Origin of the sequence: Desulfomicrobium orale DSM 12838, assembly GCF_001553625.1 — a bacterium.
In the GTDB taxonomy this organism is placed as follows: Bacteria; Desulfobacterota; Desulfovibrionia; order Desulfovibrionales; family Desulfomicrobiaceae; genus Desulfomicrobium; species Desulfomicrobium orale.
In genome coordinates this window covers 2179240-2201325 of sequence record NZ_CP014230.1, presented here as the reverse complement: position 1 = coordinate 2201325, position 22086 = coordinate 2179240, and the positions used below count along the sequence as shown (strand labels likewise).

The following is a 22086-nucleotide window of genomic DNA, read 5'->3' as shown; positions in this document are numbered from 1 at the left end:
TCTTCCCTCGTCCGCTTTCATTTTGCGGTTTCTTTGTTTCATGCCGGGTGACTTTCAGGTCATGGCTGCGCCGTTTCATGGGACATGCCGATTCCGGCTTGCTCCCGTGCTGCCGTCCGGGTCTGAATATGGAGAAAACATCCATATTTCTTCCCTGAAAAAGCCGTATTGCCATTTCGGAAAGCGGCTGTTCCAAGGGAGTCCAACCAACAGGAGGAAGCACATGGAACAGACAATGAAAGCGGCGGAAGAAGAACTTCTGAATACGGAACTGGCCCGGAGGTTCAGAGGCGGGGTGATCATGGATGTGGTGAATCCGGAACAGGCCCGCATTGCCGAGGAGGCCGGAGCGTGTGCGGTCATGGCTCTTGAGCGGGTACCGTCTGACATCCGTGCGGCGGGCGGCGTGGCCCGCATGTCGGACCCGGGCATGATCCGGGAGATCAAGGCCGCCGTATCCATCCCGGTCATGGCCAAGTGCCGCATCGGACATTTTGTGGAGGCTCGCGTACTGGAGGCTGTGGATGTGGATTATATCGACGAGAGCGAAGTGCTCACGCCCGCCGATGAGGAATTTCACATCGACAAGACGACGTTCAGGACGCCTTTCGTGTGCGGCTGCCGCAATCTGGGCGAAGCTCTGCGGCGTATCGCCGAGGGAGCGTCCATGATCCGGACCAAAGGAGAGGCCGGTACCGGCGATGTGGTGGAGGCCGTGCGCCATGCCAGGTGCGTGACTGCGGAAATCCGTCGCGTCCAGGTCATGCCTGCGGAGGAGCTGGTCGCCTGCGCCAAGGAAATGGGCGCTCCGGTGGAGCTTCTGCGGCGGGTGAAAGCTCTGGGGCGGCTGCCCGTGCTCAATTTCGCGGCGGGCGGCGTGGCCACTCCGGCGGATGCCGCTCTCATGATGCAGTTGGGCATGGATGGCGTGTTCGTGGGCTCGGGAATTTTCAAAAGCGGCGATCCCGCCCGGCGGGCAAAAGCCATTGTGGCGGCCGTGGCGCATCATGATGATCCCCGCGTGCTGGCCGAAGTGAGCGAGAATCTCGGCCCGGCCATGCCGGGAATGGCGGCCCGGTCCCTGCCGGACGAGGAACAGATGTCCACACGGGGCTGGTGACGGAAACCGGCCCGGTTCCGGGAAGACCACCCGGAGCCGGGCGCGCCCCCGGACGGAGTGGACAAGGGCGGCGCGGACCCGTTAGGCGGCTTCAGGGAGGAGCCGCCATGACTATTATGATCAAAAACGCGCGCCTTGGAGACGCCGCGGCGGACGTACTGATCCGGGACGGCCGTTTTGACTCCATCGGCCCCGAGGCGGATGTCGCGGCCGACACCGTGGTGGACGGCTCGGGCAAGGCCATTCTGCCGTCTTTTCACAACACCCACACTCACGCGGCCATGACGCTGCTGCGCGGCTACGCCGACGACATGGAGCTGCACACCTGGCTGTCGGAACACATCTGGCCCTTCGAGGCCGGGCTGACCGAGGAGGATGTCTACTGGGGGGCCAGACTGGCCTGCCTGGAGATGATCCGCTCGGGAACCACATTCTTCACGGACATGTACTGGCATTGGCGGGGCACGGCCCGCGCGGTGGAGGAAATGGGCCTGCGTGCGGCCCTGTCCGCCGCGTTTTTCGATTTCAGCGATCCCGGCCGGGCCGAAGCCATGAAACGGCAGGTCATGGAACTGCACGCGGAAAGCGGATCGTTTTCCGGCCGCATCCAGTTCGTGCTGGGGCCTCACGCCATTTACACCGTATCTGCCGCTTCTCTGCGCTGGATCGCGGAATACGCGGCGGAACACGGTCTGCGCATCCACATGCACCTGAGCGAAACACGGAAGGAAGTGGAGGACTGCCAGACGGAACACGGTCTGCGGCCCGTGGAATATCTGCATTCCCTGGGGCTTCTGGGCCGGCATCTGAGCCTGGCTCACGCCGTGTGGCTGGGCGAGGCGGAAATGGAACTGCTGGCCGCACACGGCGTGCAGGTGGCTCATTGTCCCGTCTCCAACATGAAGCTCTGCTCCGGCCGGTTCGACATGGCGGGCATGCGCCGTCACGGCGTGCCCGTGGCTCTGGGGACGGACGGATGCGCCTCCAACAACAGTCTGGACATGTTCGGCGAGATGAAGGCCGCGTCTTTACTGGCCAAGATCACCTCCATGAATCCTTCCCTTTTTCCGGCGCGGGAAGCACTGGATGCGGCTACCGTGGCCGGGGCACACATGTTCGGCCTGGAGAGCGGACGCATCGCCGTAGGCGCTCCGGCCGACTGCGTGCTGGTGGATCTGAACCGGCCATGCATGACGCCGGACCATCATCTGGAATCCAATCTGGTGTACAGCGCCACCGGAGCCTGCGTGGATACGGTGATCTGCGGCGGGCGCATCCTCATGCAGGGCGGTGTGGTGGACGGCGAGGAAGAGATTCTGGCCAGAGCCGGGGAAACGGCGGCCCGTCTGGCGGCGGCCGCACGCTCCGGAGGTGGGGCATGCTCCTGATCTATACAGGTCCGGGCAAGGGCAAGACTTCGGCTTGTGTGGGACAGGCCGTACGCGCCCTGGGGCGGGGATTTCGGGTGGCCTTCGGGCAGTTCATGAAGCGTCCGGATCAGGCCGGAGAACAGGAGATGCTGGCCCGGCTGCTGGGGGAGAATTTTCTGGCTTCCGGCGCCGGATTCTACCGCGACCGCGCCGATTACGCCCTTCACCGCCGGAAGGCTCTGGAACTTCTGGACTGGGCCGGGGAGCGGATTGACGCGGGGCTCGACATGCTGGTGCTGGACGAAACCCTGTACGCTCTGGGGCATGGACTGGTGGAGGAGGCGGAAGTGCGTGGCCTGATCGAACGGTGCGCCGCGCGGAACTGCCATCTGGTGCTGTCCGGCCGCGGCGCGCCGGACTGGCTGGTGGAGGAGGCGGACATCGTCTCGGACATCGCCGAGGTCAAGCACATATACGCCCGGGGCGGAAAGGCCCGGCTTGGTATCGAATTCTGAGGTTTCGCCCCGCCCCGCGCTTTCATGGCCGGGCGCTTCTTTCTTCTCCGGCGGTGATTCTTCGTCCGCATGCCGGACATGCTCCGGCTTTCAGGATGGAGCGCAGAACCGTAAATCCTTCCCGTTCGATGAGCGTGGCGCCGCAGGGACAGACTGTGTTCTGCCAGCGGGAGCGCATATTCCCCGCGAAAACGAAAAAGAGCCCCTCGGTCCGTCCGATCTCCACGGCGCGCAGCAGCGTGTCCGGCGGCGTGGGCGGGATGTCCTGCATCCGGCAGGCGGGATGAAACCGTGAGACGTGCCAGGGCGTATCCTCGCCCAGTTCGGCACGCAGAAAACGGGCTATTCCCGCCAGTTCCCGGTCCGAGTCATTCAGACCGGGAATGACCAGAGTGGTCACTTCCAGATGCCAGCCCACCTTTTTCATATGAACCAGATTTTTCAGCACCGGGCGCAGCCGCGCGCCGCAGATGTCGCGGTAGAAGGTGTCATTGAAAGATTTGAGATCGATGTTGGCGGCCTGGATGAGGGGCCCCAGCGCTTCCAGGCACGGATGGCTCTGGAACCCGTTGCTGACCATGATATTCCTGAGGCCCGCGTTCAGAGCCAGCTTGGCTGTTTCGGCCATGAGCTCGAAAAAGACGGTCGGCTCAGAGTAGGTGTAGGCCATGGACGCCGCCCCGGAGGCCAATGCCATGCCGATCAGTTCGGCCGGGCTGATGGCCTCGCCGTGAATGGTTTGCCGGGTGGATGGACAAGACAGGCTCCAGTTCTGGCAGAAGGCGCAGCGCATGTTGCAGCCGGGAGCGCCCACGGACAAGGTGGCCGTTCCGGGCAGGAAATGGAACAGCGGCTTCTTTTCCACCGGATCCAGATGCAGGGCGGCCACCTTGCGGCTGGAAAGGCTCACAAGCGAGCCGCCGCGATTTTCGCGCACACTGCACCTGCCGCGTCCGCCGGGCGGAATACGGCAGAAGTGGGCGCACAGAAGACAGCGAACGTCTTGTCCCGCCGATCGCCACAGGAGCGCTGGAGCATCCATCTATTTTCCCCTGACCCGGATCTCCGGCCTGATGATGAGGGGAAAGGCTTCTGGAGACGGTGCATGCCGCACGCCGGGCTCAATGCCCATGAACGTGCCGTTTTCCGGGCTGGATTCCATGCGCAGGCGCGGTGTCTGCCGGTCCGTGGCGCCGGGGGCCGCCAGCATGAGCGTGTCCCGGTCCTTTCCCGAATCGATCAGAATATCCCCGCCATAAGCCTGACCACATAGCCCGGTCAGGAGCGTGACGGCCAGTGCCAGAACTGTTTTTACTTTACTTGGAGAGGGCATGCGTTTACTTGTTTTGGTTCAATGAGCGGTATGGATAACTTATCTTATTGACGGGGAAGAGACAATGCACAGCTCCCAGAGGGACAAGGCGTACAAGGACGCCGGAGTGGACATCGGGGCGGGAAATTCGTTCGTTTCGCGGATCAAGCCGCTGGTGGCGTCCACGTACACCAAGGGTGTGGTCAACGACATCGGCGGGTTCGGCGGTCTGTTCAAGCCGCCCATGTCCATGTTCAGCGATCCGGTCCTGGTGGCCTCCACCGACGGAGTGGGCACGAAGCTCAAGCTCGCCTTTCTGTTTGACGTGCATCATACAGTGGGTATCGATCTGGTGGCCATGAGCGTCAACGACATCGTCGTTCAGGGTGCGAGACCCCTCTTCTTTCTGGATTATTTTGCCACGGGCCGGCTCGACGCGGACAAGGCCGAGGCGGTCATCAAAGGCATCGTCCAGGGCTGTAGGGAAGCGCAGTGCGCGCTGATCGGCGGGGAAACGGCGGAAATGCCCGATTTCTACGCTGACGGAGAATATGATCTGTCGGGTTTTTGCGTCGGCATGGTGGATAACGACAGGATCGTGGACGGCTCCACTGTCGGTGTGGGAGATGTGCTCATCGGGCTGGCTTCCTCGGGCGTGCATTCCAACGGCTACTCCCTGGTGCGCAAGCTCTACGCCGAATCCGGCCTTGGCCCGGAGGATATTTTTCCGGGCACGGACAGAACCGTGGCCGAAGTGCTGCTCGAACCCACACGCATCTATGTCGAAGCCGTGCGCAACGTGTCCCGGGACTGGGAAATCCACGGCATGGTGCATGTCACGGGCGGCGGTTTCTACGACAACATCGTGCGTGTGCTGCCCAAGACCGTGACAGCCAAAGTGCGCTTCGGTTCCTGGGACATTCCCCCGGTATTCGCGTGGCTGCGCGAACAGGGCGGCCTGTCCTGGGAGGAGATGCTCCAGATTTTCAACAGCGGCATCGGCTATATCATGATCGTGAAGAAGGATGTGGCCATGGATGTGGTGCATCGGCTGGCCGCCCTGAAGCAGGATTCCTGGGTCATCGGCGAGATCATCGAACGCGTCGGCGAAGAGGAGCAGGTGCGGATCGAATTTTCTGAAGAGGTCTGCTAGCCGCGCCGGAATCACCGGGGTACCTCTGTCCCGCAAAGTGCATCCGGACCCGTGTTCATGTATAATGTTCAGGCTCGCCTGCCATTCTGATGAGTCTCAGGCTTGATCACTTCTGGCTGCATACCGGGACTCCGCTGACCCCAACCTTTCCAATTTGTCTTTCCCCGCGCCCGGCGTCTCACCACCGCCGGGCTTTGCATTTTTTACAATGCGCTCCGGCTTTCCGATTGGACGCTTGCCGCTATTTCGGCCCCATTCCGAAAAATTTCCGGTTTGTTGCGCTCAGCGCAGATCGTGCTGAAATTTGACGTCCAGAGTCATGGGGATATTTTCGGATCCGATGATCGCCGGCCGTTTGACTGTTTTGCTGGCGGCCATGATGGCGCGCCGTGCCGTTTCGTCCAGAAGGGCGGAGCCGGAACTCCGCATGAGGATGGGTGGTGTAAAGGAGCCGTCTTCAAGAATGAAAAACCGCCATCTTGCCACGCCGATCAGGTCTGTTTTTCCTGAATCCAGACGGCGGGCATGCACGGCGTCGTCCACGGCCTGCAGATAGTCCGCGAAGGCCTTGCGCCGGGCGTCCGCCAGGTGGTGTTCGGCGTCCTGCGATATTGCGCGGCGTCCCAGTTGGAGGGTATTTCTGCCATGGCCGGTAGAGGGCGGCATTTCCATGACGGTTTGCAGTGCAATAGAGGAAGGAGGGGCGTGTTCTGTCCGGTACGGGTGCAGTACAAACAGAAAATGAACGAACAAGGACAGAACGATGCCGGTCCACAGCCGCTCCGAATCATTCATGGGTGTTTTCCGCAGACTCGCCGGAGAGGTCCGTTTTCTGGCTGGAAGTGGCTACAAGGATTTTTTCTCCACCCTGTGCCCGCACGGTATCGACAATGGCAATCAGGGCTTCCACCGGAGCCTGCGGGTGCGCTTTTACCACAATCTGTCCCGGCGTGGCGGCAAATTCCCTGACTATTCGCTGTATGCGGCTGCTCAGATCGTATGGAGACAGGGGCGCGCCTTCACAGAGAATGCTTCCGTCCCGCATGAGGCGGATTTCCACCTCCCGGCCCGCAATGGGTTCTCCTGTTTGTGCCGGCGGCAGGTCGAGATCGAAGCCGCGCAGAGTAAACGCCGATGCAAGCACAAAGAAAATCAGCAGAATGAAGATGACGTCCAGAACCGGCGTCAGTTCCAGCCCATCCTCGTCTATCTTGCGGGGGCGGACATCGATCATGGCTTCCGTATCCGCTGTATGGACAGGGCCGCATTGGCCGTCGCGTTCAGGGCATCGGCGATATCGGAGACACGCTGCCGGAACCAGTGCAGGGCGAGCAGGGACGGAATGGCGATGGAAAGGCCCGCCGCAGTGGTCAGCAGAGCCTGCCAGATGCCTGATGCCAGTAACGTCATATTGATCCCGGAGGAGGAGTCCGCGATATGCGCGAAGGTGGCGATCATGCCGAGAATTGTTCCCAGCAGCCCCAGAAGAGGAGCCAGCCGGGCCAGGACGGCCATGAGGGACAGATGTTTTTCCAGCGTGCGCACGACATCCTCCGCCCTGATTTCGAGAATACGTTCGCGGTGCTCGGCGTCCGGAGCCTCCAGAGCCAAGACGAAATCTTTCAGTACGGGTATGTCGCGCATCGAACTCACGAGGGGTTCCATGTTGTTGGAAGCCAGCGCATCGGACAGAATCCGGGCAAAATTTTTTCCGGGGAAACGAACAGAGGAGAACAGCAGCATCCGGTCAATGACGATGGCCAGCACGGTTACGGAAACCAGTGCCAGCGGCCACATCATCACTCCGCCCTGATGGAAGAAATTCATACCTCTTTCCCCGGTCCGGGCTTCACTCTGTTCCAGAAAGCAGCAGGCCCGAGCCGATGAGGATCAGTCCGCTGGGGGGCGTGTTTTCCGGCACGTTCTCGAAGTTCAGAGTTCCCGACGCATATTGAATCATGCACATGCCTTCTCCCCGCAGTCTGACCATGCCTTTGGCCCGTATCAGACCGGGACCGGCCGCAGATATGACGGCCTCGATAGCCTGACGGCTCGCTTCCGGCGAGAGCCGGACAGTGTGAGCCGTGATACCGGACTTGCCGTGTGTATGAGGTAATGCCGGGATGGGGCCGCACTGCGTGTAGTCGCCATGAGCTTCCAGCCATGCGTCGAGCTCCGCGAAAGCGATATGTCCATTGTCGGCGCACAGTACAAGGGCGCGGGGATTGAGTTCGGCCGCATGCAGGGCAAGGCCATGAACATCCTGCTCCGGATGCAGATCGGTTTTGGAAAGTATGAGCACGTCGGCTTTTTCGATCTGGGCCCGATGGATTTCCTCCCCTGGAAAACCGTTTTCCTCCATACGGCAAGTGTCCAGCACTGTTATGATCAGTCCCGGCACGACCAGATCTTCCAGGAATTGCAAGGTTGCCAGAAGAGACTCCGGATTCGCCAGCCCGGTGGTTTCCAGAATAATCTGCTGTGCGGGCATGGATGAAATCAGGCGCTCCAGACCGGGGCGCAGGCTGTCCGCCAGAGAGCAGCAGACACACCCGTCTTCCAGCGCTTCCACTCCGGTGCTGCCGCGCAGCAAAGCCGCATCCACATTGACCGCGCCGAACTCGTTCTGAATGACTCCGGTGTACCGCTCCCGCCCGTGGAGGAAATCAAGCCAGTGACGCAGAAAGGTTGTTTTTCCGGCACCAAGAAAACCGGTCAGCACGTGCAGAACCGGGCGCGAGGCATCTGCGTTGACAGCCGGCCGGTGGCGCAAGGGCAGGTGCGACAAACGTCGCGCGTCAGGCGGTTCGGCCGCCGCGCCCAAAGTGGCCGTGAGCTGAATGAGGCGGACATGCCGGCCGGGACATGGAGAAAAATTTCCGGCGGTGTCCACTCCCTGCACCGGAATGGGGCTTGTGTTCAGCCAGTACCCGGCCTGCTCACCGGCCTGTTTCTCCATGGTGCCCGCCAGCGTGCCGAAAAAGCGCACCAGCAGGCGGAATGCCGGAACATCGCAGTCGTATTCGCCGGGCGCGATAACCCACCGGCCGTCTTCAGCGGCGACGCCATCCACGGCGATTGTCCGGTGGTGGTCGGGAGCGGTGAGAGACAAGCTGAGCGCCTGTTTGTCCAGGCTGATTTTCAGGCGCAGGAGGCCGAGCAGAAAGTCCTGAAGCGTGTCCTCGTGGGCGCCTATGCGGCGGATCCTCGCCGAATAATCTTCTTCCATGGCCTGATGTAACGCGGCCAGGGAGAAACGCTCCAGAAGGGCATCCTCGGGCTGGGGGAAAACATACGAATGAAATATTCCTTCAATGTATTTGTCCCCGATAACGCGTTCTCCTGCGAATACGAGGCCGAAAACGTACGGGCTGCCGGCTATTTTGCAGGTCCAGCCCGGCGTTTCGGAAACGGAAGGCAGAATGCCCCTCCAGCCCAGGGCCCGCGCCTTGGCTCGCTCGAAATGGCTGGCCGTGAGCATGGCGCCGAGAATCGTCGGGCATTCAAGGCCGCTTTGCGGGTCCAGCGGGCGCGGCAGCAGTGCTTCGATATCCATGTGCATGTCATTTCGCGGGGCACCGGAGATGCCCCGCGAAGTTTCGGGTTATGCCGGGAACGTGATGACGTCTCCGTTGCCGAGATAGTTGACCGTTTTGGAGCGGAATCTGGCCGTGCCCTTGACCACCGGATAGCCTGCGTCAACAAATTTCTGCGCGGTGATGAGCCCGGTGCAATGGTTGCAGCCGACTTGCTGGATATCCCATTTCCGCAATCCGATAACCAGATCGTCGTATTTAGGATCCCAGTCATCGAACGGTGATATGTGCAGCCCGCCGTACAGGCCGTAAAACTGGTCCTTTTCGTATTTCAGTTCCTTGTATGCCGTATCGGCAAAGAGAATGATGCCCTGATGGCAGCATCCGGTGATGCTCACCAGACCGACATTCTGAATATTGCAGTACATGGACATTTCGCCAAAGACCTTGAAGATGATCGGGCATTCGAACATATAGAGGGCCACACCCGGCTGAATGGTGTGCAGACCCTTTGAAACTTCGGTCCATTTTCCCACATGCCCGCTGTCCTTGATGTACTGCTTGCCCTGTGGATAAAAAGTATTCGGCGTCATGACATGGATGTTGGGATTATACTTGGTTACGGCCGGAAATCCCCAGAAGTGGTCCATGTGTTCGTGCGTCTGGATGAACGCCGCGATCTCGTTGTTGGCCAGCATGGTGTCGATGCCTTCGCGCTGGAAGCTTTCATCCATCCAGGCATAATTCCAGCCGCAGTCGAAGAGATATTTGGTGGTCTTTCCTTCGAGGTCCTCGACTTCGACCAGGCAGGAGTAGCCTCCTGCGTTGTCCGCATCGACACTGTGTTCTCTGGCAATGGCCCAGGCTTCATCGATCCTGTTGGGCAGGAGATGTTTGATCTTGGCTATGCCTTCCTCATAGCTTCCCTTGCCGATGCCCTTGCCGTTGCCGAAAGGCGCCCAGTTGAAGGTGTACTGGTCCACGAGCAGGCCGCCCGCTCCGGTGACATTCTTCATGAAGATGGAATTGTCGAACCAGCTCGTCTCGGAAATGTTGGTTATCTTCACGGACTTGCATACGCCGATATCGGTCATTTTGCGTTTGATCTGGGGAAGAAAGGCCATGCGCATGGGGCTGTAGGAATGAATGCCCATGGAACCCAGCACGCCTATCCCGGCTCCAAGGGCCGCTCCTTTCAAGAATTCGCGTCTGTTCATGAAAACGCCTCCTACTTCACGAGGGTAAAAGTCTCACTGGCAATGGGCAGGAGCCAGACAATCAGAAAATATACCGCCACACCGCCGAGAATGCCGACCGCCAGTCCGGGCTTCATGGCCGGAGACCAGCGATGCTCGGCTTCCAGGGCGCGCTGTTCGTCGGCAAGCTCTGTCGATGTCTTGAATTCGCGGCGCCAGCCGGGCCATCCATCCATGAACCACCAGTTGATCAGCCAGATGTCGATGAGCCAGATCATGGGAATCATCGGGAACTGTTGAGGATGGGAGAATCCTTTCTGGGTGCCGAGGACGAAGTGGGCGTACCTGTAATAGAGACAATATACGGCGATGCCGCCGAGAGTCACGATGAGTGAACGGATCAGGATATTGACCGGTGTGCTGAATTTTCTGGGCCAGTTGCCGCAGTAAAACTGGAGAAAGAGTGCGGGAACCAGAAAGAAAATAGCCGTTTCACCGACATGCAGCCAGCGCCAGTCCGGAGCCGCATCCCGGCGATGCCCCCTGATGGATTCACCCCACACCAGTTCCTGCATGTACCAGAAGAAGAAACACAGAGCCACGGAAATGGTGATAATGCCGAAAAAGAGAGCCAGACGGCGCAGCCATGGAGTTTTGATCATGGTGAAAGGGTAGCGTTCCCAGATGCCCTCCATGAACCATACGACCACTGTGCAGCACATGATCCATGCGACGTGGAAATTTGCGGATACAGTGTGTGCGAACTGCTCCCAGTACGGCGGGCAGATGGAAGTGAAATACTGCCACGGATAGTACAGAATGCCCATGTGGTTGTGCATGGTCATGAAATAGATGACCATGCTCACGCAGAACGTCCCCAGCCAGATGCTGAATCCCCGTACAGGCTGAGGAGCCTTGTCCCAGGGCTGCCCTTCCAGAGCGACAACCCAGGCCGGACTGATCCAGGAGGCGATGACCGCGAACATCATGCTGGCCTGCGCGGCATATTCCGTCGCATAAAAGTCAGTCATGCGAGGCAGCTTCTGGAGTTGTTCGGGGTTGAAATAGGCGAAGGCGAAATTTCCCAGAATGCCTTCAAAAAATCCGTGGATGACCGCAATCATGACGCCGACGGAAACAAGCGAGAGAACGATTCCTTTCTGAAGGGGATGGGCGTTACGCACCCAGCCCCGTTTGAATGGCCAGAAATCGAAGATATAGGCCATCCAGATCAGGATGATAAGCCACCAGCGGCAGTAGTTATAGCCGACATATGGGGTGTAGAAGCGCATGATCCCCCGCGGATCTTGAAAAATCCACCATGTTACGGCAAAAATGGCCAGGGTGAAGGCCAGATTTGCCAATGCCGGCAGGGGCCCCGCCCATTTTTTGACCAGCCTGCGTTCTTCCAGATAAGGGATGTGCTCCTGAGTCATAAGCTTTCCTCCTGTGTTAGAACTTTTTATACGTGCGGCAGCCTTTTTCCTGCTTTCCAGGCGAATCCACATGAGAAAGGGACAAGCCGCTATCGGCCTTCTGCCGGTATGGCCGGGCTTCCAGAAATCCGAGAACAAGAGTTGCATACCCCGCCGCACTTTCACCAGCTTTCCGGACATCCATCCGGCGTAACTCCCCAAGTATGCGGGCTAAAGCAGCGAAAATTTCTTCCCGTTGGGACAGATCGAAATCACGCACAGCACTTTCCAGAAAAAGTGTGTCCGGAAGAATATTTTCCGCAGCCCGAAGCAGGCACGGGTTTTCCAGACAGTGGACGAGAAGCTGGAAGAAGCGATGCTGACACCAGGAAAAAATCTTGGCATCACCACCGCGCAGTGCCAGTCCAGCCTGGGGAAGAACATGCTCCATTTCCAAAATGCGGAGGGGCGTTGCAGAAAAGCACTCGGAGAGCATGAGCGGCGGAAGAAGCAGATGCAATCCTTCCAGAGATGCTTTCAGTGTACAGCGAAGCGTAGTGCTTTTTTGCGGCAGAGTCTGTACTGTGGTGCCTCTGCCATGGACGGTTTCAAGAATTCCCTTGCCTGTGAGAGTCTGCAACGCTGCCCGCAAAGTGCCCCGGTTTACGCCCAGTTCCACAGCCAGCTCGCGTTCAGCGGGCAGACGTTCGGAGAGCTTCCAGCGGCCTCGGAGCAGGGCGTCTTCAATATATTTTTCCGCAAGTTCCTGTTTGGTCATGGGGTAATCTCTTAAATGAAGCACTCTGTTTTGGATGAGAGATAACCGTATTACGATATTTATGACAATTCTTTTTACTTTTGGATGCTATGACATATAACATACTAATTTTATAAATGATACTTTCAAAAATTGGTTCGACCAAATTATGCTTCGGCTAAATGAAGCTGGCTTTTACAAATAGTCCGGGTTTTGCAGCACTCAGAATTTTGGTATCCTTCTCATATTGGTTCGACCAATATTGCCAATTGCTAATGGGCTGAGCTCTTTTTACGTTTCTCTCATGCTAAACATTTCTTCTTCCTCTGGAGCCGGAGTATGAATGCAGCGTGGCTTTCCGGATTCCCCGGTCTGGGATGGCGTATCGATGTCGCCCGTTCGAAATTCACATCTTTCAATAATTGGGAATTTCCCCCGCTGGGGAAGGATACGTCACGATTGCTCAAAGACGCCGGATTTCGCAGGCGGGTCATCCAGAGGGAGGATTTTCCGCTGGTCGCGGAGTTCTGGGACATGCTTCTGGCCCGTCAGGCCGCAGGAGTGACATTTCGTATTGACGCCGTACCGGATTGCCCTCTCATCATGCAGGGGTGGCCTGATTCGCCCGATGGGAGTGGATATTTCGGATTTCTCAAGCCCGCCATTCTGCCACAGGTCTTCTCCGTTGATGGAATTACCGCTACCTGTCACATGGCCCTTGGCATCGTGGAATATCCTGTTTTCATCTTGAACGTAAAAACAAAAGAAATCATCGTCAGTAATAAGGCCGCGAATGAATTGTTTGGAACAAGCGGCTCGGAGCAAGTGTTGCAATTCGGGCATATTGTTTCTGGAGAGCTCGAAAATGTGTTTCTGTCGTCGGCAAGGCAGGCGATCGACAGTGACGTGTGGTCTGGAACACTCATACTTCATAATAATATAAGAAATTTTTTTACCTCGAAGGTGAGAATATCTTCATGTTGTCTGAATCATGAAGGCAGTGTGGCAAGAATAGCAATTTTAAATGTGGAAAAGAGAACTCCTGATGAAGCATCGGGAAAAGAAAGAATCACAAGAAAACACAATGGTGGACTCAGAAAAGAGCTGAACAGGGTATTGAGGACCTTTTCATTCGGCATTGACGGATTGATGTTGTCTGTCATCCGCTCCCATCAGGGCGAGGTCGATGTGTATGGAGTGGGAGACTGCTTTAACGGGCTGCCCTGGGGCAGTACCCATGCCTATGAAGGGACTATAGCTCAGGATATTGAAAGGTTCGGGCTCAGCAGCCTGGTGGTGGAAGACACTCTGGACAGTATCAAATCCATCGATTGGGTGCTCTTTATCCCTCATGGAGTGCGTTCGTACTTTGCCAGACCGTGTTACGAAAATGGAGAACTTTATGCCGTGTTGATCATTGCGAGCCGGCGTCAGGGATATTTTCCTCCCGATGCGGGAGAGAGGTTTGTGGATCTTATGGATGCTTTTGAGAAGATCGCCAGAGAATATCAATAAGGAGCAGGTTCTAAAATCTCACGAGATTATGATGCGGGACTATTTCAAAATACAATATGTTGATGATCGGAAATCATCAGGACATCATGTCCTTATCTGTTTTTGCGCTCCGATCTTTCATCCGGATATGACGGGAAAGCCGATTCTGGGGTTTTGATCCCGGTGGATTTGCCTGAAAATACGACCGATCGGGCTTTGGTTTGTGATTTTTGCGGGAAACTGTACGATGTCTTCCCATCTGCGGAAATATTTCCGATATTCAGACGCCGTTGTATTGAACCGTTTCCGGGAAAACAGGAGGAGCCATGATCTATCAGGAAATGCAGGAAGACCTGATGCGCGAGCTCAGGCTGTATCATTATCCCATTGCCGTGAAGTTCTTCTTCGATGCCGGGGAGGTGCGGAAATTCAAGGATGCCGCTACGGAGTATCAGATGCCCCTGAAGCCCACCACGTACTGTCAGTGGGAGATCTCGCCACGCATGCAGGGTAAGATCGTGTACAGCGAAGTGGAAGGTCTTGGGTGCAGCAACGCCCGGTGTTCTTTCGGCTGGAAGGAAGTGGATGAGGCTGAGGTCAAGGGACAGCTCAAATATGTACGGGATATGGAGCAGGGTGAACGTTTCGTGCGCTCCAAGGTTTCACTGCCCAGGGGTCTCATCGGCATTGCCGTGGCGCCTCTCAAAGATGCAGATGTCTTCGACGGGCCGGATGTGGTGCATTTTTACTGTGACGTGATGCAGGCCTACCATCTGGCGGTGGATTACATGGCCGCCACTGACACTCACCCTCTGCGCCCGAACCTGACCATGAGTTCTTCGGCCTGCGGGGGCAGCGTGTGGAGCTTTCTGAACAACAGCTTCAACATGCTTCCGCCCTGTTCCGGAAGTTATAACTCCGGCAAGACCGAACGAGGGGAAATCAACGTCATGATTCCCGGCTCCCAGATAGGCCAAGTATACGGGCGCATGCAGGAGCGCATCCGGCAGAAGGGCAGCGCAGCCATCACCCGTCCCGGCGACGGTTTCCCTGGTGCGGATATATGCAAGAACTGTCCGCTCATTGTGTTCAAAAAACATGAAGGCGGTACAGGAACCGCTCTCACGGACAACCGCACCGGCTGTTGATCTGGGCACTGGTCAGTCAAAACATCCTCTGATCCCGGTCATGCGGCCGGTTTCAGGGGGATGAGTTCCATGAAACCGACCGCATCGGTTTCAATGAAAAGACAATACCTCAACTCCGTGGTAGTCCAGATGTTATCGGAGCCTGAAAAGATAAACAGCGAGACCACCTAACAGGATTGAAGGTCATCATCGGCCATGTCTACATATCGAACGTTGACGGCCTTTCCTGTTGCCAGTGCAAAAATTTTTTCTTCACTGTTTACCTCCATATACGAATAGCTCAATTCGACTCCGCTTCTCGGCCCATCAATGTCCAACTCATCAGAAAAATAATTCCTTATTTCTATCAACTTTCTTATTCCTTCAAATTTCCAGTAAGCCTCCTCTCCATTCAATTGGAGTTGATCATCAACTTCGGCATATCTTTTACCATATGATTCAGCTTTTTTTATCGCATCACTACGATTTTCTGCTTCAAAAAGTGTAAAATTTTCGTAAACTGGATATACCTTTTGATGGCCATGCTTTAATCGACATGATATAATTATGCTTGCTGTGTACCAAGGCATTATTGACACTTATATTTATACATACGTGATTTACCATTTCTTGTCCTGTTGTTTCTGAAAAACAGGACTACTGCCGAATATTCTATAAAAAAGCCCCGTTTCCGGGGCTTTCGTATTTTTCCGGGCAGAGCGGAGTAACCCATTCCGACCCTTTCACGTTAAGATTCACAAGCATCAGCCCGCCAGCAGAGCCACCGTCACCTGCTTGATGCCAAACTGTCTGGCGTCCTCGGTCTCGGGAAAGAAGATGTCCATGCGGTCTGTGTAGCGCTTGCTCATCAGATCCGCGATCTCGTACACGCCATGTCCTTTGATATAGACTTTCTTACCAAAAACCCAGCCCTGATCGAACAAATCCCGGCTGACCGCGATGATGCCCGGGCGGACTTTGACCATACTGGCCGTTGTGGTCGGATCGGGTCCACATTCCCTCATTGTGGGACTGTAAGCCGTCAGGGTCACTTCCTTGATCTTGATGTCCTTGAGTTCCGCCATCTGGCGGACGAGTTGTTGCCGTTCCTCGCTTAATGCCTCAATACGGGGGAGGTAGTATTCTCTGGCATCCTGCTTGGCTATGGTATGGGCCCCAAAGCCCACGAGACAGCCCAGAAGGACAAAGAGAAGGGAGGTAACGACAAAAGCTCCATGACTATTCATGCATGCTCCTGTGTTTGGGTGGCGCCGCCGGCCGGACGAATGGTGGATAATGAATGAAGAATGGCGGCGATGGGAAAAAATCAGAATCGGAAGATGTCTCAAACCTAGTCCAAGAAAAAGGCTGAGGCAACCCTGAAGAAAAAGGTGGAAACAGGTGTGGATTTCACTGACCGGGAAAGGCTCCAACCCGTTGTGCCAAGGTGGATGGGACCGGGTTGGAGCTCCGTGATTACCAGTGCCAGCCCGGATCGACCTGCAGGTCTTCGGGGGCTTCGAATTTAAGGCTGATGGTAAAGACCCGTTCCGCTCCGGGGGCCAGGGAGCCCTCCCAGGCCAGTATTCCAGGCTTTTCTTCCTTCAGAGGCTCGGGAGATGCGGACAGATCCATCCTGATGCGCTCGTCGCGGAGAAGGGGCTTGGCTTCTTCCAGCCGGAAGGGAATTTCGCGGCTGGAGGCGTTACGCAGAACCATGCTCCATTCCCTGACAAAGTTCTGTTTCTGCTTGAAGATTCCCTTTTCCCCCGTTTTTTTGTCCTTGAGGACGACCTGACTGGTCACAAACGGGTCGGTGCCGAAAAAGAAGGTTTCCTTCTTGCCGGAAAAGGAGAAGTTGCGCTTGTCCACAGTGGCCCCGTCAATGAGAAAGAAGGCCGATCCGGCGGGCAGTTCCTTGGCCTCAGAAAATTCGACCTTGGCCTGTACAAAGGCTTTCGTGTCCAGGCTTGGGCGGAGCAGATAGGAAAACTCGGCGGGCCAGTCGGCCTGTTCCATCTCGAAGACTCGGGTGGCTCCAGCCGGGAGGCTGCGCTTGCCCATGTCCCAGGAGGCGTAGGTGGTGTGCCGGACTTCCCGGGGTGGGGCGGGAGCTATCGCCGCTTCCATGGCCATGGGGGCAACATCCATCATGGCCGCATTTTTCATGGCCATGCGGGGGGCAAAGGGCTCCACAAGGCGGATTTCCCAATCCGGCAGGGATGAAGGCATGGCCTGGGATTCGGGAGGCATGGTGGCCAGATGCAGATGAACCTGCTTCCAGTCCTGGCCGGAGCCCTGCCAGACCTTGGCCTGCCAGGAGAAGCGGATTGTCTTCCGGGTCGGGGTCGCTTCCAGCCTGTACAGCGGCAGCCAGCCGCAGCCGGACATGGTGTAAGCGTAGTTCAGCTCCTTGGGCGCGTTTCCGGAGAAAAGCACGGTCACATCCCAGACGCTGCGGTTCTTCCCCGCCGCCTCTTCCAGATTTTTTTCCACTTCCGCGATCCGGCCGTCCAGCTTCTCGATCTGTGTCTGGACGGCCGACAGGGCCTCGGCATCGGCGCGCAGGGCATTGCCCAGTTCCGCCGCCAGTTCGCGCATGGCCGCCGGAGTCTGCTCGGCGGGCTTGGCCTGGGCTTTCCAGAAGTTCATCCGGCCCTGAATGGATTCCTGATCTGCCAGAAGGGTGTTCCGTTTAGCCTGCAATTCGGCCAGACGGGCGTTCAGTTCCGTCAGGGCGGCCTGATTGCGTTCCTGGCGCCGGGTCCAGGTCAGATCGGCGATGGCCGCGCCGGAGAGTCCGGCGAAGCTCAAGGTGGCCGGGTCCGCCTGTCCGGGCAGAATCAGCAGGGCGGAGGAAAATCCGTCATCGGTCCGCTCGGCGGCAATGGAGGTCACTTCCTTCACCTGGGCCGAATCCGGAAAAAGGGTGACCTGGACCGGTGCGGCCCAGAGGGCCGCAGGGCACAGCATCAGAAGCAAGACAAAGATGAGGTACATTTTTCCTCCGGGTTACTCGTCCTTGGGATCAAGGCCCAGTTCCTTGATGAAGCCCATACCGCCCTGCAGATTGAGCGGTTCCATGATTCCGGCCTGGTGCAGAATGACCTGGGATTCGTATGAACGCGCGCCGGAATTGCATACCAGCACCACCTTCCTGTCCTTGGGGATCTCATCCTGCCGGTTGCGGATTTGTCCTTGCGGAATGTTCTTCCAGAAATCCGGATGCCGGCCCACATACGGCTCCGCGTTACTCCACTCGCGGGTGTCGATGCACAGCAGTTTTTCCTGCTCGCGGTTTTCCCACAGCCGGATGAATTCCTCGGGCGTCAGGGGTATGCTCCGTCCGGCCAGAATATTTTCGGCGGCATTGGCCGCGGCGTTCAGCACGTCCATGGCCGAGCCGAAGGGCGGGGCGTAGGCCAGTTCCATATTGGAGATGTCGGCCAGCACGGGACGGTATTTCAGGATGGCGGCCACGGCGTCAACGCGGTCCTTCAGGGAATCCCCGTTGCGGCTTGCGCCCTGCACTCCGAGCACGCGGCCGGTGGGGCGCTCCACCACGATTTCCAGAGCCACCATATCCCGCTTGGGATAAAAGTGGGAGTGGTCGGGCATCATGACCTGGGTGCTGAAGGCGTGGAACCCTTCGCGCCGGGCCACGGGCAGGGTCAGCCCCGTACCCGCGAAGGCGTAATCGAAAATCTTGACGATGAAGGTGCCAAGGCCCCCTTCGAATGTCTCCCGGCCGCCGGCCACGTTGGTGCCGATGACCCGGCCCTGGCGGTTGGCCATGGATCCCAGCGGGTAATAACCGGGCTTGCCCGTGACCAGGTTTTCGATGACCACGCAGTCTCCGCCCGCATAAATATTCGGGTCCGAAGTCTGCATGGTCTTGGAAACCACTATGCCGCCCCGGTCCGAACACAGGAGTCCGGCCTGCCGGGCCAGTTCGTCGTTGGGGATCACGCCCACGGCCAGAATGACCAGATCGGCCTTCAGGGTGCGCCGGTCGGTGACCACGCGGGCCGCCCGGCCGTTCTCGCCCTCGATGGCCCGCACCGTTTCGGACGTGTACAGCGCGACATCGCGCTCAGCCAGATGCCTGTGGGCGATTTTCGCCAGGGCGGGGCTCAGAAAGCCCGGCATGATCTGGTCGGCCATTTCGACGATGGTGGTTTCAATGCCCCACATGTCGGCCAGAGCCTCCGCCATCTCCAGCCCGATGAGGCCTCCGCCCACAATGACGGCGGAACCGGTCTTTCCCGATGAAATCTGCTCCTTGACGCGGATGGCCTGCTCCAGAGTGGTTACGGTGAACACATTGGCCAGTTCCTTGCCGGGAATGGGCAGGCTGCGGGGCGTGCTGCCCGTGCCCAGGATCAGCTTGTCGTAGGGCAGGGTTTTCTGCTCGCCGTCCTTGGTCTGGACCAGTACGGTTCTGGCCTTGCGGTCGATGGACAGGGCGCGGGTTTCGGTCATGACGTTCACATGCTTGCACTCCCGGAAGAAGTCCGCGTCCCGGACCATGTGGAAGCTTGTCTCCTGAAGCTGCTGATAGTCACTGATGTCGCCGGAGATGTAGTAGGGAATGCCGCAGCCTCCGTAGGATATGAGCGAACCCGCATCCACCAGGGTGACTTCCGCGTCCGCATCCATGCGTGTGATGCGGCTGGCGGCCTTGGGACCCAGAGCGACGCCGCCGATGACGACTATCTTGCGTGACATGAGAACCTCCTTTGTTTGTGCCAAGATACCGCTTGGCGTAGCGCAAATTGTCCTGAAGGGGTAGGAGAAAAATTTTGGGATTGGACCGGTCCGGATGCGTATGATGCGGATTTCAGCTGCCGGCCGGACGCTTCGCCGGGAGCGCGGCCTTGAGGCAGCCGCTCAGCATGATCATGGCGCAACCGGCCGTCTGAAGCAAAGACAGGGTTTCACCGAACACGGACCAGCCGATCAGCACCACAGTCAAAGGTTCGAAATAGGCCAGGGTGCCGAACGCGGCGACAGGCAGGCGGCTCAGGGCGGCCACGGCGCAGGTGATGGCCAGAAATCCTGGTACCAGTCCGGCTCCGGCCAGCCACAGGGCGTTGACCGGGGAAATATGGCTCCGGGTCAGCCAGAAAAAAGGAAGAATGACGGCCGCGCCCGTCAGAAGCTGGTGCAGGGCGCGGAGCACGGCCGGAATCTCCGCCGGAATGATCCGGTTGACCAAAATGAAGCCCGCGTAACAGAGCATGGACAAAGCGGCCAAAACGAGGCCCATGCGGTCGGCGGCGGCCAGGGCGGACGGCGGGTGAAACTCCATGACGGCCGCAAAGCCCAGCAGGGCCAGCATGATGAGTCCCCATCCGGAAAAGCTCAGGTGTTCCTTCAGATAAAAATGGGCGAAGACTGAAGCCGCAGCGGGAGCCAGATAGACGAGCATGATGGCGTTGGCCATGGTGGTCAGATTCATGGCCTGGATGTAGAAGATCATGAACCCGGCCAGCAGACCGCCGCTCATGAGCACGCTCCGGGCGGGCCGCCGCAGGAGCAGTTTTCCCCGGCCCGAAGCGAGCAGAAAAAGGCCCAGAAAAACGGCTCCGAGAAAAAGCCGGAAAAAGGTCACGGTTTCGGCGGGCAGCTCCGTGAGCCGGGAAAAGATGCCGATGGTGCCCATGCCCAGAGCGGACAGAACGGCCAGAATCACGCCGCTTGCGTTCATGCTGGTGCCGCGGGGACGAAGTTCGGGGCGCGCGGTGCGGGGAAGTCCGCGAAATCTTCCCCGTATTGTTCACGCGTCCGGAAAACAGTGCCGGTGCGGTTTTATGGCTTCTCCGAGCCAGGCGATGACCCGGCCGAGATTGACCATGTTGCCCAGACCCTCGGCGTCTTTTTCCACTTCTCCCTTGTTCCGGCCGTAACCCATGTTCCAGTAGAGGGAGCCGGGAACGATGACCTGATTCATGAGATACATGTGATTGATGGTGTCGTAGACGTGGGTGGCTCCGCCCCGGCGCACGGCTACCACGGCTGCGCCGATCTTGCCCTTGAAGGCCCGGCCGTTGGCGATGGCCACATATCCGGCGCGGTCCAGCAGAGCCTTCATTTCGGATGTGACGTCGGTGAAGTAGGTGGGAGAGCCAAGAATCATGGCGTCGGCCCGCAGCAGTTTCTCCATGACCGGGTTGAAGGCGTCGTCCACGGTACATCGTCCGTTCTTGTGCTCGAAGCATTTGTAGCAGGCCATGCAGCCCCGGATTTTCTTTCCGCCGATCTGGACGAGTTCCGTTTCCCATCCGGCCTCGCGCAGAGGATCCAGGACGTGCTGCAGCAGAATTTCCGTGTTGCCGTGCGGACGGGGACTACCGTTTACGGCCAAAGCGTACATGTTTTCCTCCGGTGTGATCGGATTGTGGAAAAAAAGCCCGCCACGGTGAGCGGCGGGTGCGGATCAGTGTTTGCAGTCGTGGTGGTCGCAGAGGACATCCTTGTCTTTGATGTCTCCCGCAAACCATGCCCGGAGAACATCGCGGATTTCTCCCTGGCAGCCCCGGACGACCTTGATGCCGTGCGAGGCCATTTTATCCAGCGCGCCCTGGCCGATATTTCCGGCCAGCATGGTGGTCACGCCCTTGCCCTGCATGGTGATGCCCACGGTGGAGTGACAGCCGCAGCCAGAGGGGGGCAGAAAGGTTTCTTCCTCCAGAATGTTTCCGGAGTCGTCCAAGGTGAAGACGGTGAAGGCGCGGGCATGGCCGAAATGTTCGTCCACGCGGCCGCCGATGGTCGGAATGGCAATTTTCATGGCAGAACTCCTTGTTTTTCGGGATAGCCTGCCCCTATTCATGGGCCGAGTCAATGAAGGCGCGGCATTTTAAGGAGGATTTGCCATGAATGCCGGAATACCCGGACATTACCGGAAATTGCAGGCCATGTATCCGGATCTGATCGGCGCGGCGGAAGCCCTGGGCAAAAGAGCCCGCGAGGCCGGCCCTCTCGACGAAAAGTCGGTACAGCTGATCCAGCTGGGCGCTTCGGCTGCGCCACGCCGGAGGAGGTCCGTCACGCAGCCATCGTCTTGACCAGCACTATCGGATTTCCTA

General features: G+C 58.1%; 23 protein-coding genes. 7 read left to right on the top strand and 16 right to left on the bottom strand.

Annotation, left to right across the window (positions count from 1 at the left end; translation table 11 throughout):
- Nucleotides 1-223: 223 nt before the first annotated feature.
- The 3 genes from pdxS (at nucleotide 224) to AXF15_RS10280 (ending at nucleotide 3005) form a co-directional block, all read left to right on the top strand.
- Nucleotides 224-1120 carry a pyridoxal 5'-phosphate synthase lyase subunit PdxS gene (pdxS, locus tag AXF15_RS10290; protein ID WP_083517990.1) on the top strand — a complete coding sequence of 299 codons (897 nt, stop codon included), beginning with the start codon at nucleotides 224-226 and terminating at the stop codon, nucleotides 1118-1120.
- Nucleotides 1121-1227: 107 nt separating this feature from the next.
- On the top strand, nucleotides 1228-2508 hold the full coding sequence (locus tag AXF15_RS10285) for an amidohydrolase (protein WP_066606977.1): 1281 nt from the start codon (nucleotides 1228-1230) through the stop codon (nucleotides 2506-2508).
- Nucleotides 2499-3005: a cob(I)yrinic acid a,c-diamide adenosyltransferase gene (locus AXF15_RS10280; RefSeq protein WP_066606972.1), complete on the top strand. Its 507-nt coding sequence runs from the start codon at nucleotides 2499-2501 to the stop codon at nucleotides 3003-3005. Before AXF15_RS10285 ends, AXF15_RS10280 begins: the two co-directional genes overlap by 10 nt.
- Before the next feature lie 22 nt (nucleotides 3006-3027).
- Here AXF15_RS10280 and amrS read toward each other — a convergent pair whose 3' ends face one another.
- Nucleotides 3028-4047 carry an AmmeMemoRadiSam system radical SAM enzyme gene (gene amrS, locus AXF15_RS10275; protein WP_066606971.1) on the bottom strand — a complete coding sequence of 340 codons (1020 nt, stop codon included), beginning with the start codon at nucleotides 4045-4047 and terminating at the stop codon, nucleotides 3028-3030.
- Entirely contained in the window at nucleotides 4048-4338 is a 291-nt protein-coding gene (locus AXF15_RS14075) for a hypothetical protein (protein WP_151192352.1), read from the bottom strand.
- Between the two features lie 64 nt (nucleotides 4339-4402).
- Between AXF15_RS14075 and purM the strand changes: the two genes are divergently transcribed.
- On the top strand, nucleotides 4403-5470 hold the full coding sequence (gene purM / locus AXF15_RS10270) for a phosphoribosylformylglycinamidine cyclo-ligase (RefSeq protein WP_066606970.1): 1068 nt from the start codon (nucleotides 4403-4405) through the stop codon (nucleotides 5468-5470).
- Between the two features lie 282 nt (nucleotides 5471-5752).
- Here the strand turns inward: purM and AXF15_RS10265 are convergent, their stop codons facing one another.
- Genes AXF15_RS10265 through AXF15_RS10235 form a run of 7 tightly spaced genes read right to left on the bottom strand, consistent with a single transcriptional unit; the run spans nucleotide 5753 to nucleotide 12395 of the window.
- Nucleotides 5753-6265: a TonB C-terminal domain-containing protein gene (locus AXF15_RS10265; RefSeq protein WP_066606968.1), complete on the bottom strand. Its 513-nt coding sequence runs from the start codon at nucleotides 6263-6265 to the stop codon at nucleotides 5753-5755.
- Complete coding sequence (locus AXF15_RS10260) at nucleotides 6258-6704, bottom strand: ExbD/TolR family protein (RefSeq protein ID WP_066606966.1); 447 nt, start codon at nucleotides 6702-6704, stop codon at nucleotides 6258-6260. Before AXF15_RS10260 ends, AXF15_RS10265 begins: the two co-directional genes overlap by 8 nt.
- Entirely contained in the window at nucleotides 6701-7297 is a 597-nt protein-coding gene (locus AXF15_RS10255; protein WP_066606963.1) for a MotA/TolQ/ExbB proton channel family protein, read from the bottom strand. The genes AXF15_RS10260 and AXF15_RS10255 overlap by 4 nt, the downstream gene beginning before the upstream one ends.
- A gap of 22 nt (nucleotides 7298-7319) precedes the next feature.
- Nucleotides 7320-9026, bottom strand: a complete 1707-nt coding sequence (locus AXF15_RS10250) for a CobW family GTP-binding protein (RefSeq protein ID WP_066606951.1) — start codon at nucleotides 9024-9026, stop codon at nucleotides 7320-7322.
- Nucleotides 9027-9074: 48 nt separating this feature from the next.
- Entirely contained in the window at nucleotides 9075-10223 is a 1149-nt protein-coding gene (locus AXF15_RS10245) for a twin-arginine translocation signal domain-containing protein (protein ID WP_066606949.1), read from the bottom strand.
- Nucleotides 10224-10234: 11 nt separating this feature from the next.
- Nucleotides 10235-11638 carry a hypothetical protein gene (locus AXF15_RS10240; protein WP_066606945.1) on the bottom strand — a complete coding sequence of 468 codons (1404 nt, stop codon included), beginning with the start codon at nucleotides 11636-11638 and terminating at the stop codon, nucleotides 10235-10237.
- Between the two features lie 16 nt (nucleotides 11639-11654).
- Entirely contained in the window at nucleotides 11655-12395 is a 741-nt protein-coding gene (locus AXF15_RS10235; protein WP_066606943.1) for a GntR family transcriptional regulator, read from the bottom strand.
- Nucleotides 12396-12713: 318 nt separating this feature from the next.
- Here AXF15_RS10235 and AXF15_RS10230 point away from each other — a divergent pair, with 318 nt between their 5' ends.
- A complete protein-coding gene (locus AXF15_RS10230) occupies nucleotides 12714-13889 on the top strand; it encodes a hypothetical protein (protein ID WP_066606940.1) in 1176 nt (391 codons plus the stop codon).
- A 305-nt stretch (nucleotides 13890-14194) separates the two neighbouring features.
- Nucleotides 14195-15016, top strand: a complete 822-nt coding sequence (locus AXF15_RS10225) for a DUF169 domain-containing protein (RefSeq protein WP_066606938.1) — start codon at nucleotides 14195-14197, stop codon at nucleotides 15014-15016.
- A gap of 167 nt (nucleotides 15017-15183) precedes the next feature.
- On the opposite strand, the gene AXF15_RS13615 is transcribed toward AXF15_RS10225, so the two are convergent.
- The 7 genes from AXF15_RS13615 to AXF15_RS10195 all read right to left on the bottom strand — a co-directional run bounded on the left by AXF15_RS13615 (nucleotide 15184) and on the right by AXF15_RS10195 (nucleotide 21788).
- A complete protein-coding gene (locus AXF15_RS13615) occupies nucleotides 15184-15585 on the bottom strand; it encodes a DUF4288 domain-containing protein (protein WP_151192351.1) in 402 nt (133 codons plus the stop codon).
- Nucleotides 15586-15759: 174 nt separating this feature from the next.
- Complete coding sequence (locus AXF15_RS10220) at nucleotides 15760-16242, bottom strand: 3D domain-containing protein (protein ID WP_066606937.1); 483 nt, start codon at nucleotides 16240-16242, stop codon at nucleotides 15760-15762.
- A gap of 229 nt (nucleotides 16243-16471) precedes the next feature.
- Nucleotides 16472-17995: a DUF4139 domain-containing protein gene (locus tag AXF15_RS10215; RefSeq protein WP_066606936.1), complete on the bottom strand. Its 1524-nt coding sequence runs from the start codon at nucleotides 17993-17995 to the stop codon at nucleotides 16472-16474.
- Nucleotides 17996-18007: 12 nt separating this feature from the next.
- Entirely contained in the window at nucleotides 18008-19723 is a 1716-nt protein-coding gene (locus tag AXF15_RS10210; protein WP_066606935.1) for an FAD-dependent oxidoreductase, read from the bottom strand.
- A gap of 112 nt (nucleotides 19724-19835) precedes the next feature.
- Complete coding sequence (locus AXF15_RS10205; RefSeq protein WP_066606933.1) at nucleotides 19836-20705, bottom strand: DMT family transporter; 870 nt, start codon at nucleotides 20703-20705, stop codon at nucleotides 19836-19838.
- Nucleotides 20706-20774: 69 nt separating this feature from the next.
- Nucleotides 20775-21371 carry a flavodoxin family protein gene (locus AXF15_RS10200; RefSeq protein WP_066606928.1) on the bottom strand — a complete coding sequence of 199 codons (597 nt, stop codon included), beginning with the start codon at nucleotides 21369-21371 and terminating at the stop codon, nucleotides 20775-20777.
- 63 nt (nucleotides 21372-21434) lie between these two features.
- Complete coding sequence (locus tag AXF15_RS10195; RefSeq protein WP_066606925.1) at nucleotides 21435-21788, bottom strand: NifB/NifX family molybdenum-iron cluster-binding protein; 354 nt, start codon at nucleotides 21786-21788, stop codon at nucleotides 21435-21437.
- A gap of 85 nt (nucleotides 21789-21873) precedes the next feature.
- On the opposite strand from AXF15_RS10195, the gene AXF15_RS10190 reads away from it, so the two are divergent.
- Nucleotides 21874-22065 (top strand): carboxymuconolactone decarboxylase family protein, encoded by a 192-nt coding sequence (locus tag AXF15_RS10190; protein ID WP_236884769.1) that lies wholly within the window; start codon nucleotides 21874-21876, stop codon nucleotides 22063-22065.
- Nucleotides 22066-22086 lie beyond the last annotated feature (21 nt).

Bases quoted from the DNA above. Each gene is read 5' to 3' on its own strand.
- pdxS (WP_083517990.1), top strand. From the start codon at position 224: ATGGAACAGACAATGAAAGCGGCGGAAGAAGAACTTCTGAATACGGAA.
- AXF15_RS10285 (WP_066606977.1), top strand. From the start codon at position 1,228: ATGACTATTATGATCAAAAACGCGCGCCTTGGAGACGCCGCGGCGGAC.
- AXF15_RS10280 (WP_066606972.1), top strand. From the start codon at position 2,499: ATGCTCCTGATCTATACAGGTCCGGGCAAGGGCAAGACTTCGGCTTGT.
- amrS (WP_066606971.1), bottom strand. From the start codon at position 4,047: ATGGATGCTCCAGCGCTCCTGTGGCGATCGGCGGGACAAGACGTTCGC.
- AXF15_RS14075 (WP_151192352.1), bottom strand. From the start codon at position 4,338: ATGCCCTCTCCAAGTAAAGTAAAAACAGTTCTGGCACTGGCCGTCACG.
- purM (WP_066606970.1), top strand. From the start codon at position 4,403: ATGCACAGCTCCCAGAGGGACAAGGCGTACAAGGACGCCGGAGTGGAC.
- AXF15_RS10265 (WP_066606968.1), bottom strand. From the start codon at position 6,265: ATGAATGATTCGGAGCGGCTGTGGACCGGCATCGTTCTGTCCTTGTTC.
- AXF15_RS10260 (WP_066606966.1), bottom strand. From the start codon at position 6,704: ATGATCGATGTCCGCCCCCGCAAGATAGACGAGGATGGGCTGGAACTG.
- AXF15_RS10255 (WP_066606963.1), bottom strand. From the start codon at position 7,297: ATGAATTTCTTCCATCAGGGCGGAGTGATGATGTGGCCGCTGGCACTG.
- AXF15_RS10250 (WP_066606951.1), bottom strand. From the start codon at position 9,026: ATGGATATCGAAGCACTGCTGCCGCGCCCGCTGGACCCGCAAAGCGGC.
- AXF15_RS10245 (WP_066606949.1), bottom strand. From the start codon at position 10,223: ATGAACAGACGCGAATTCTTGAAAGGAGCGGCCCTTGGAGCCGGGATA.
- AXF15_RS10240 (WP_066606945.1), bottom strand. From the start codon at position 11,638: ATGACTCAGGAGCACATCCCTTATCTGGAAGAACGCAGGCTGGTCAAA.
- AXF15_RS10235 (WP_066606943.1), bottom strand. From the start codon at position 12,395: ATGACCAAACAGGAACTTGCGGAAAAATATATTGAAGACGCCCTGCTC.
- AXF15_RS10230 (WP_066606940.1), top strand. From the start codon at position 12,714: ATGAATGCAGCGTGGCTTTCCGGATTCCCCGGTCTGGGATGGCGTATC.
- AXF15_RS10225 (WP_066606938.1), top strand. From the start codon at position 14,195: ATGATCTATCAGGAAATGCAGGAAGACCTGATGCGCGAGCTCAGGCTG.
- AXF15_RS13615 (WP_151192351.1), bottom strand. From the start codon at position 15,585: ATGCCTTGGTACACAGCAAGCATAATTATATCATGTCGATTAAAGCAT.
- AXF15_RS10220 (WP_066606937.1), bottom strand. From the start codon at position 16,242: ATGAATAGTCATGGAGCTTTTGTCGTTACCTCCCTTCTCTTTGTCCTT.
- AXF15_RS10215 (WP_066606936.1), bottom strand. From the start codon at position 17,995: ATGTACCTCATCTTTGTCTTGCTTCTGATGCTGTGCCCTGCGGCCCTC.
- AXF15_RS10210 (WP_066606935.1), bottom strand. From the start codon at position 19,723: ATGTCACGCAAGATAGTCGTCATCGGCGGCGTCGCTCTGGGTCCCAAG.
- AXF15_RS10205 (WP_066606933.1), bottom strand. From the start codon at position 20,705: ATGAACGCAAGCGGCGTGATTCTGGCCGTTCTGTCCGCTCTGGGCATG.
- AXF15_RS10200 (WP_066606928.1), bottom strand. From the start codon at position 21,371: ATGTACGCTTTGGCCGTAAACGGTAGTCCCCGTCCGCACGGCAACACG.
- AXF15_RS10195 (WP_066606925.1), bottom strand. From the start codon at position 21,788: ATGAAAATTGCCATTCCGACCATCGGCGGCCGCGTGGACGAACATTTC.
- AXF15_RS10190 (WP_236884769.1), top strand. From the start codon at position 21,874: ATGAATGCCGGAATACCCGGACATTACCGGAAATTGCAGGCCATGTAT.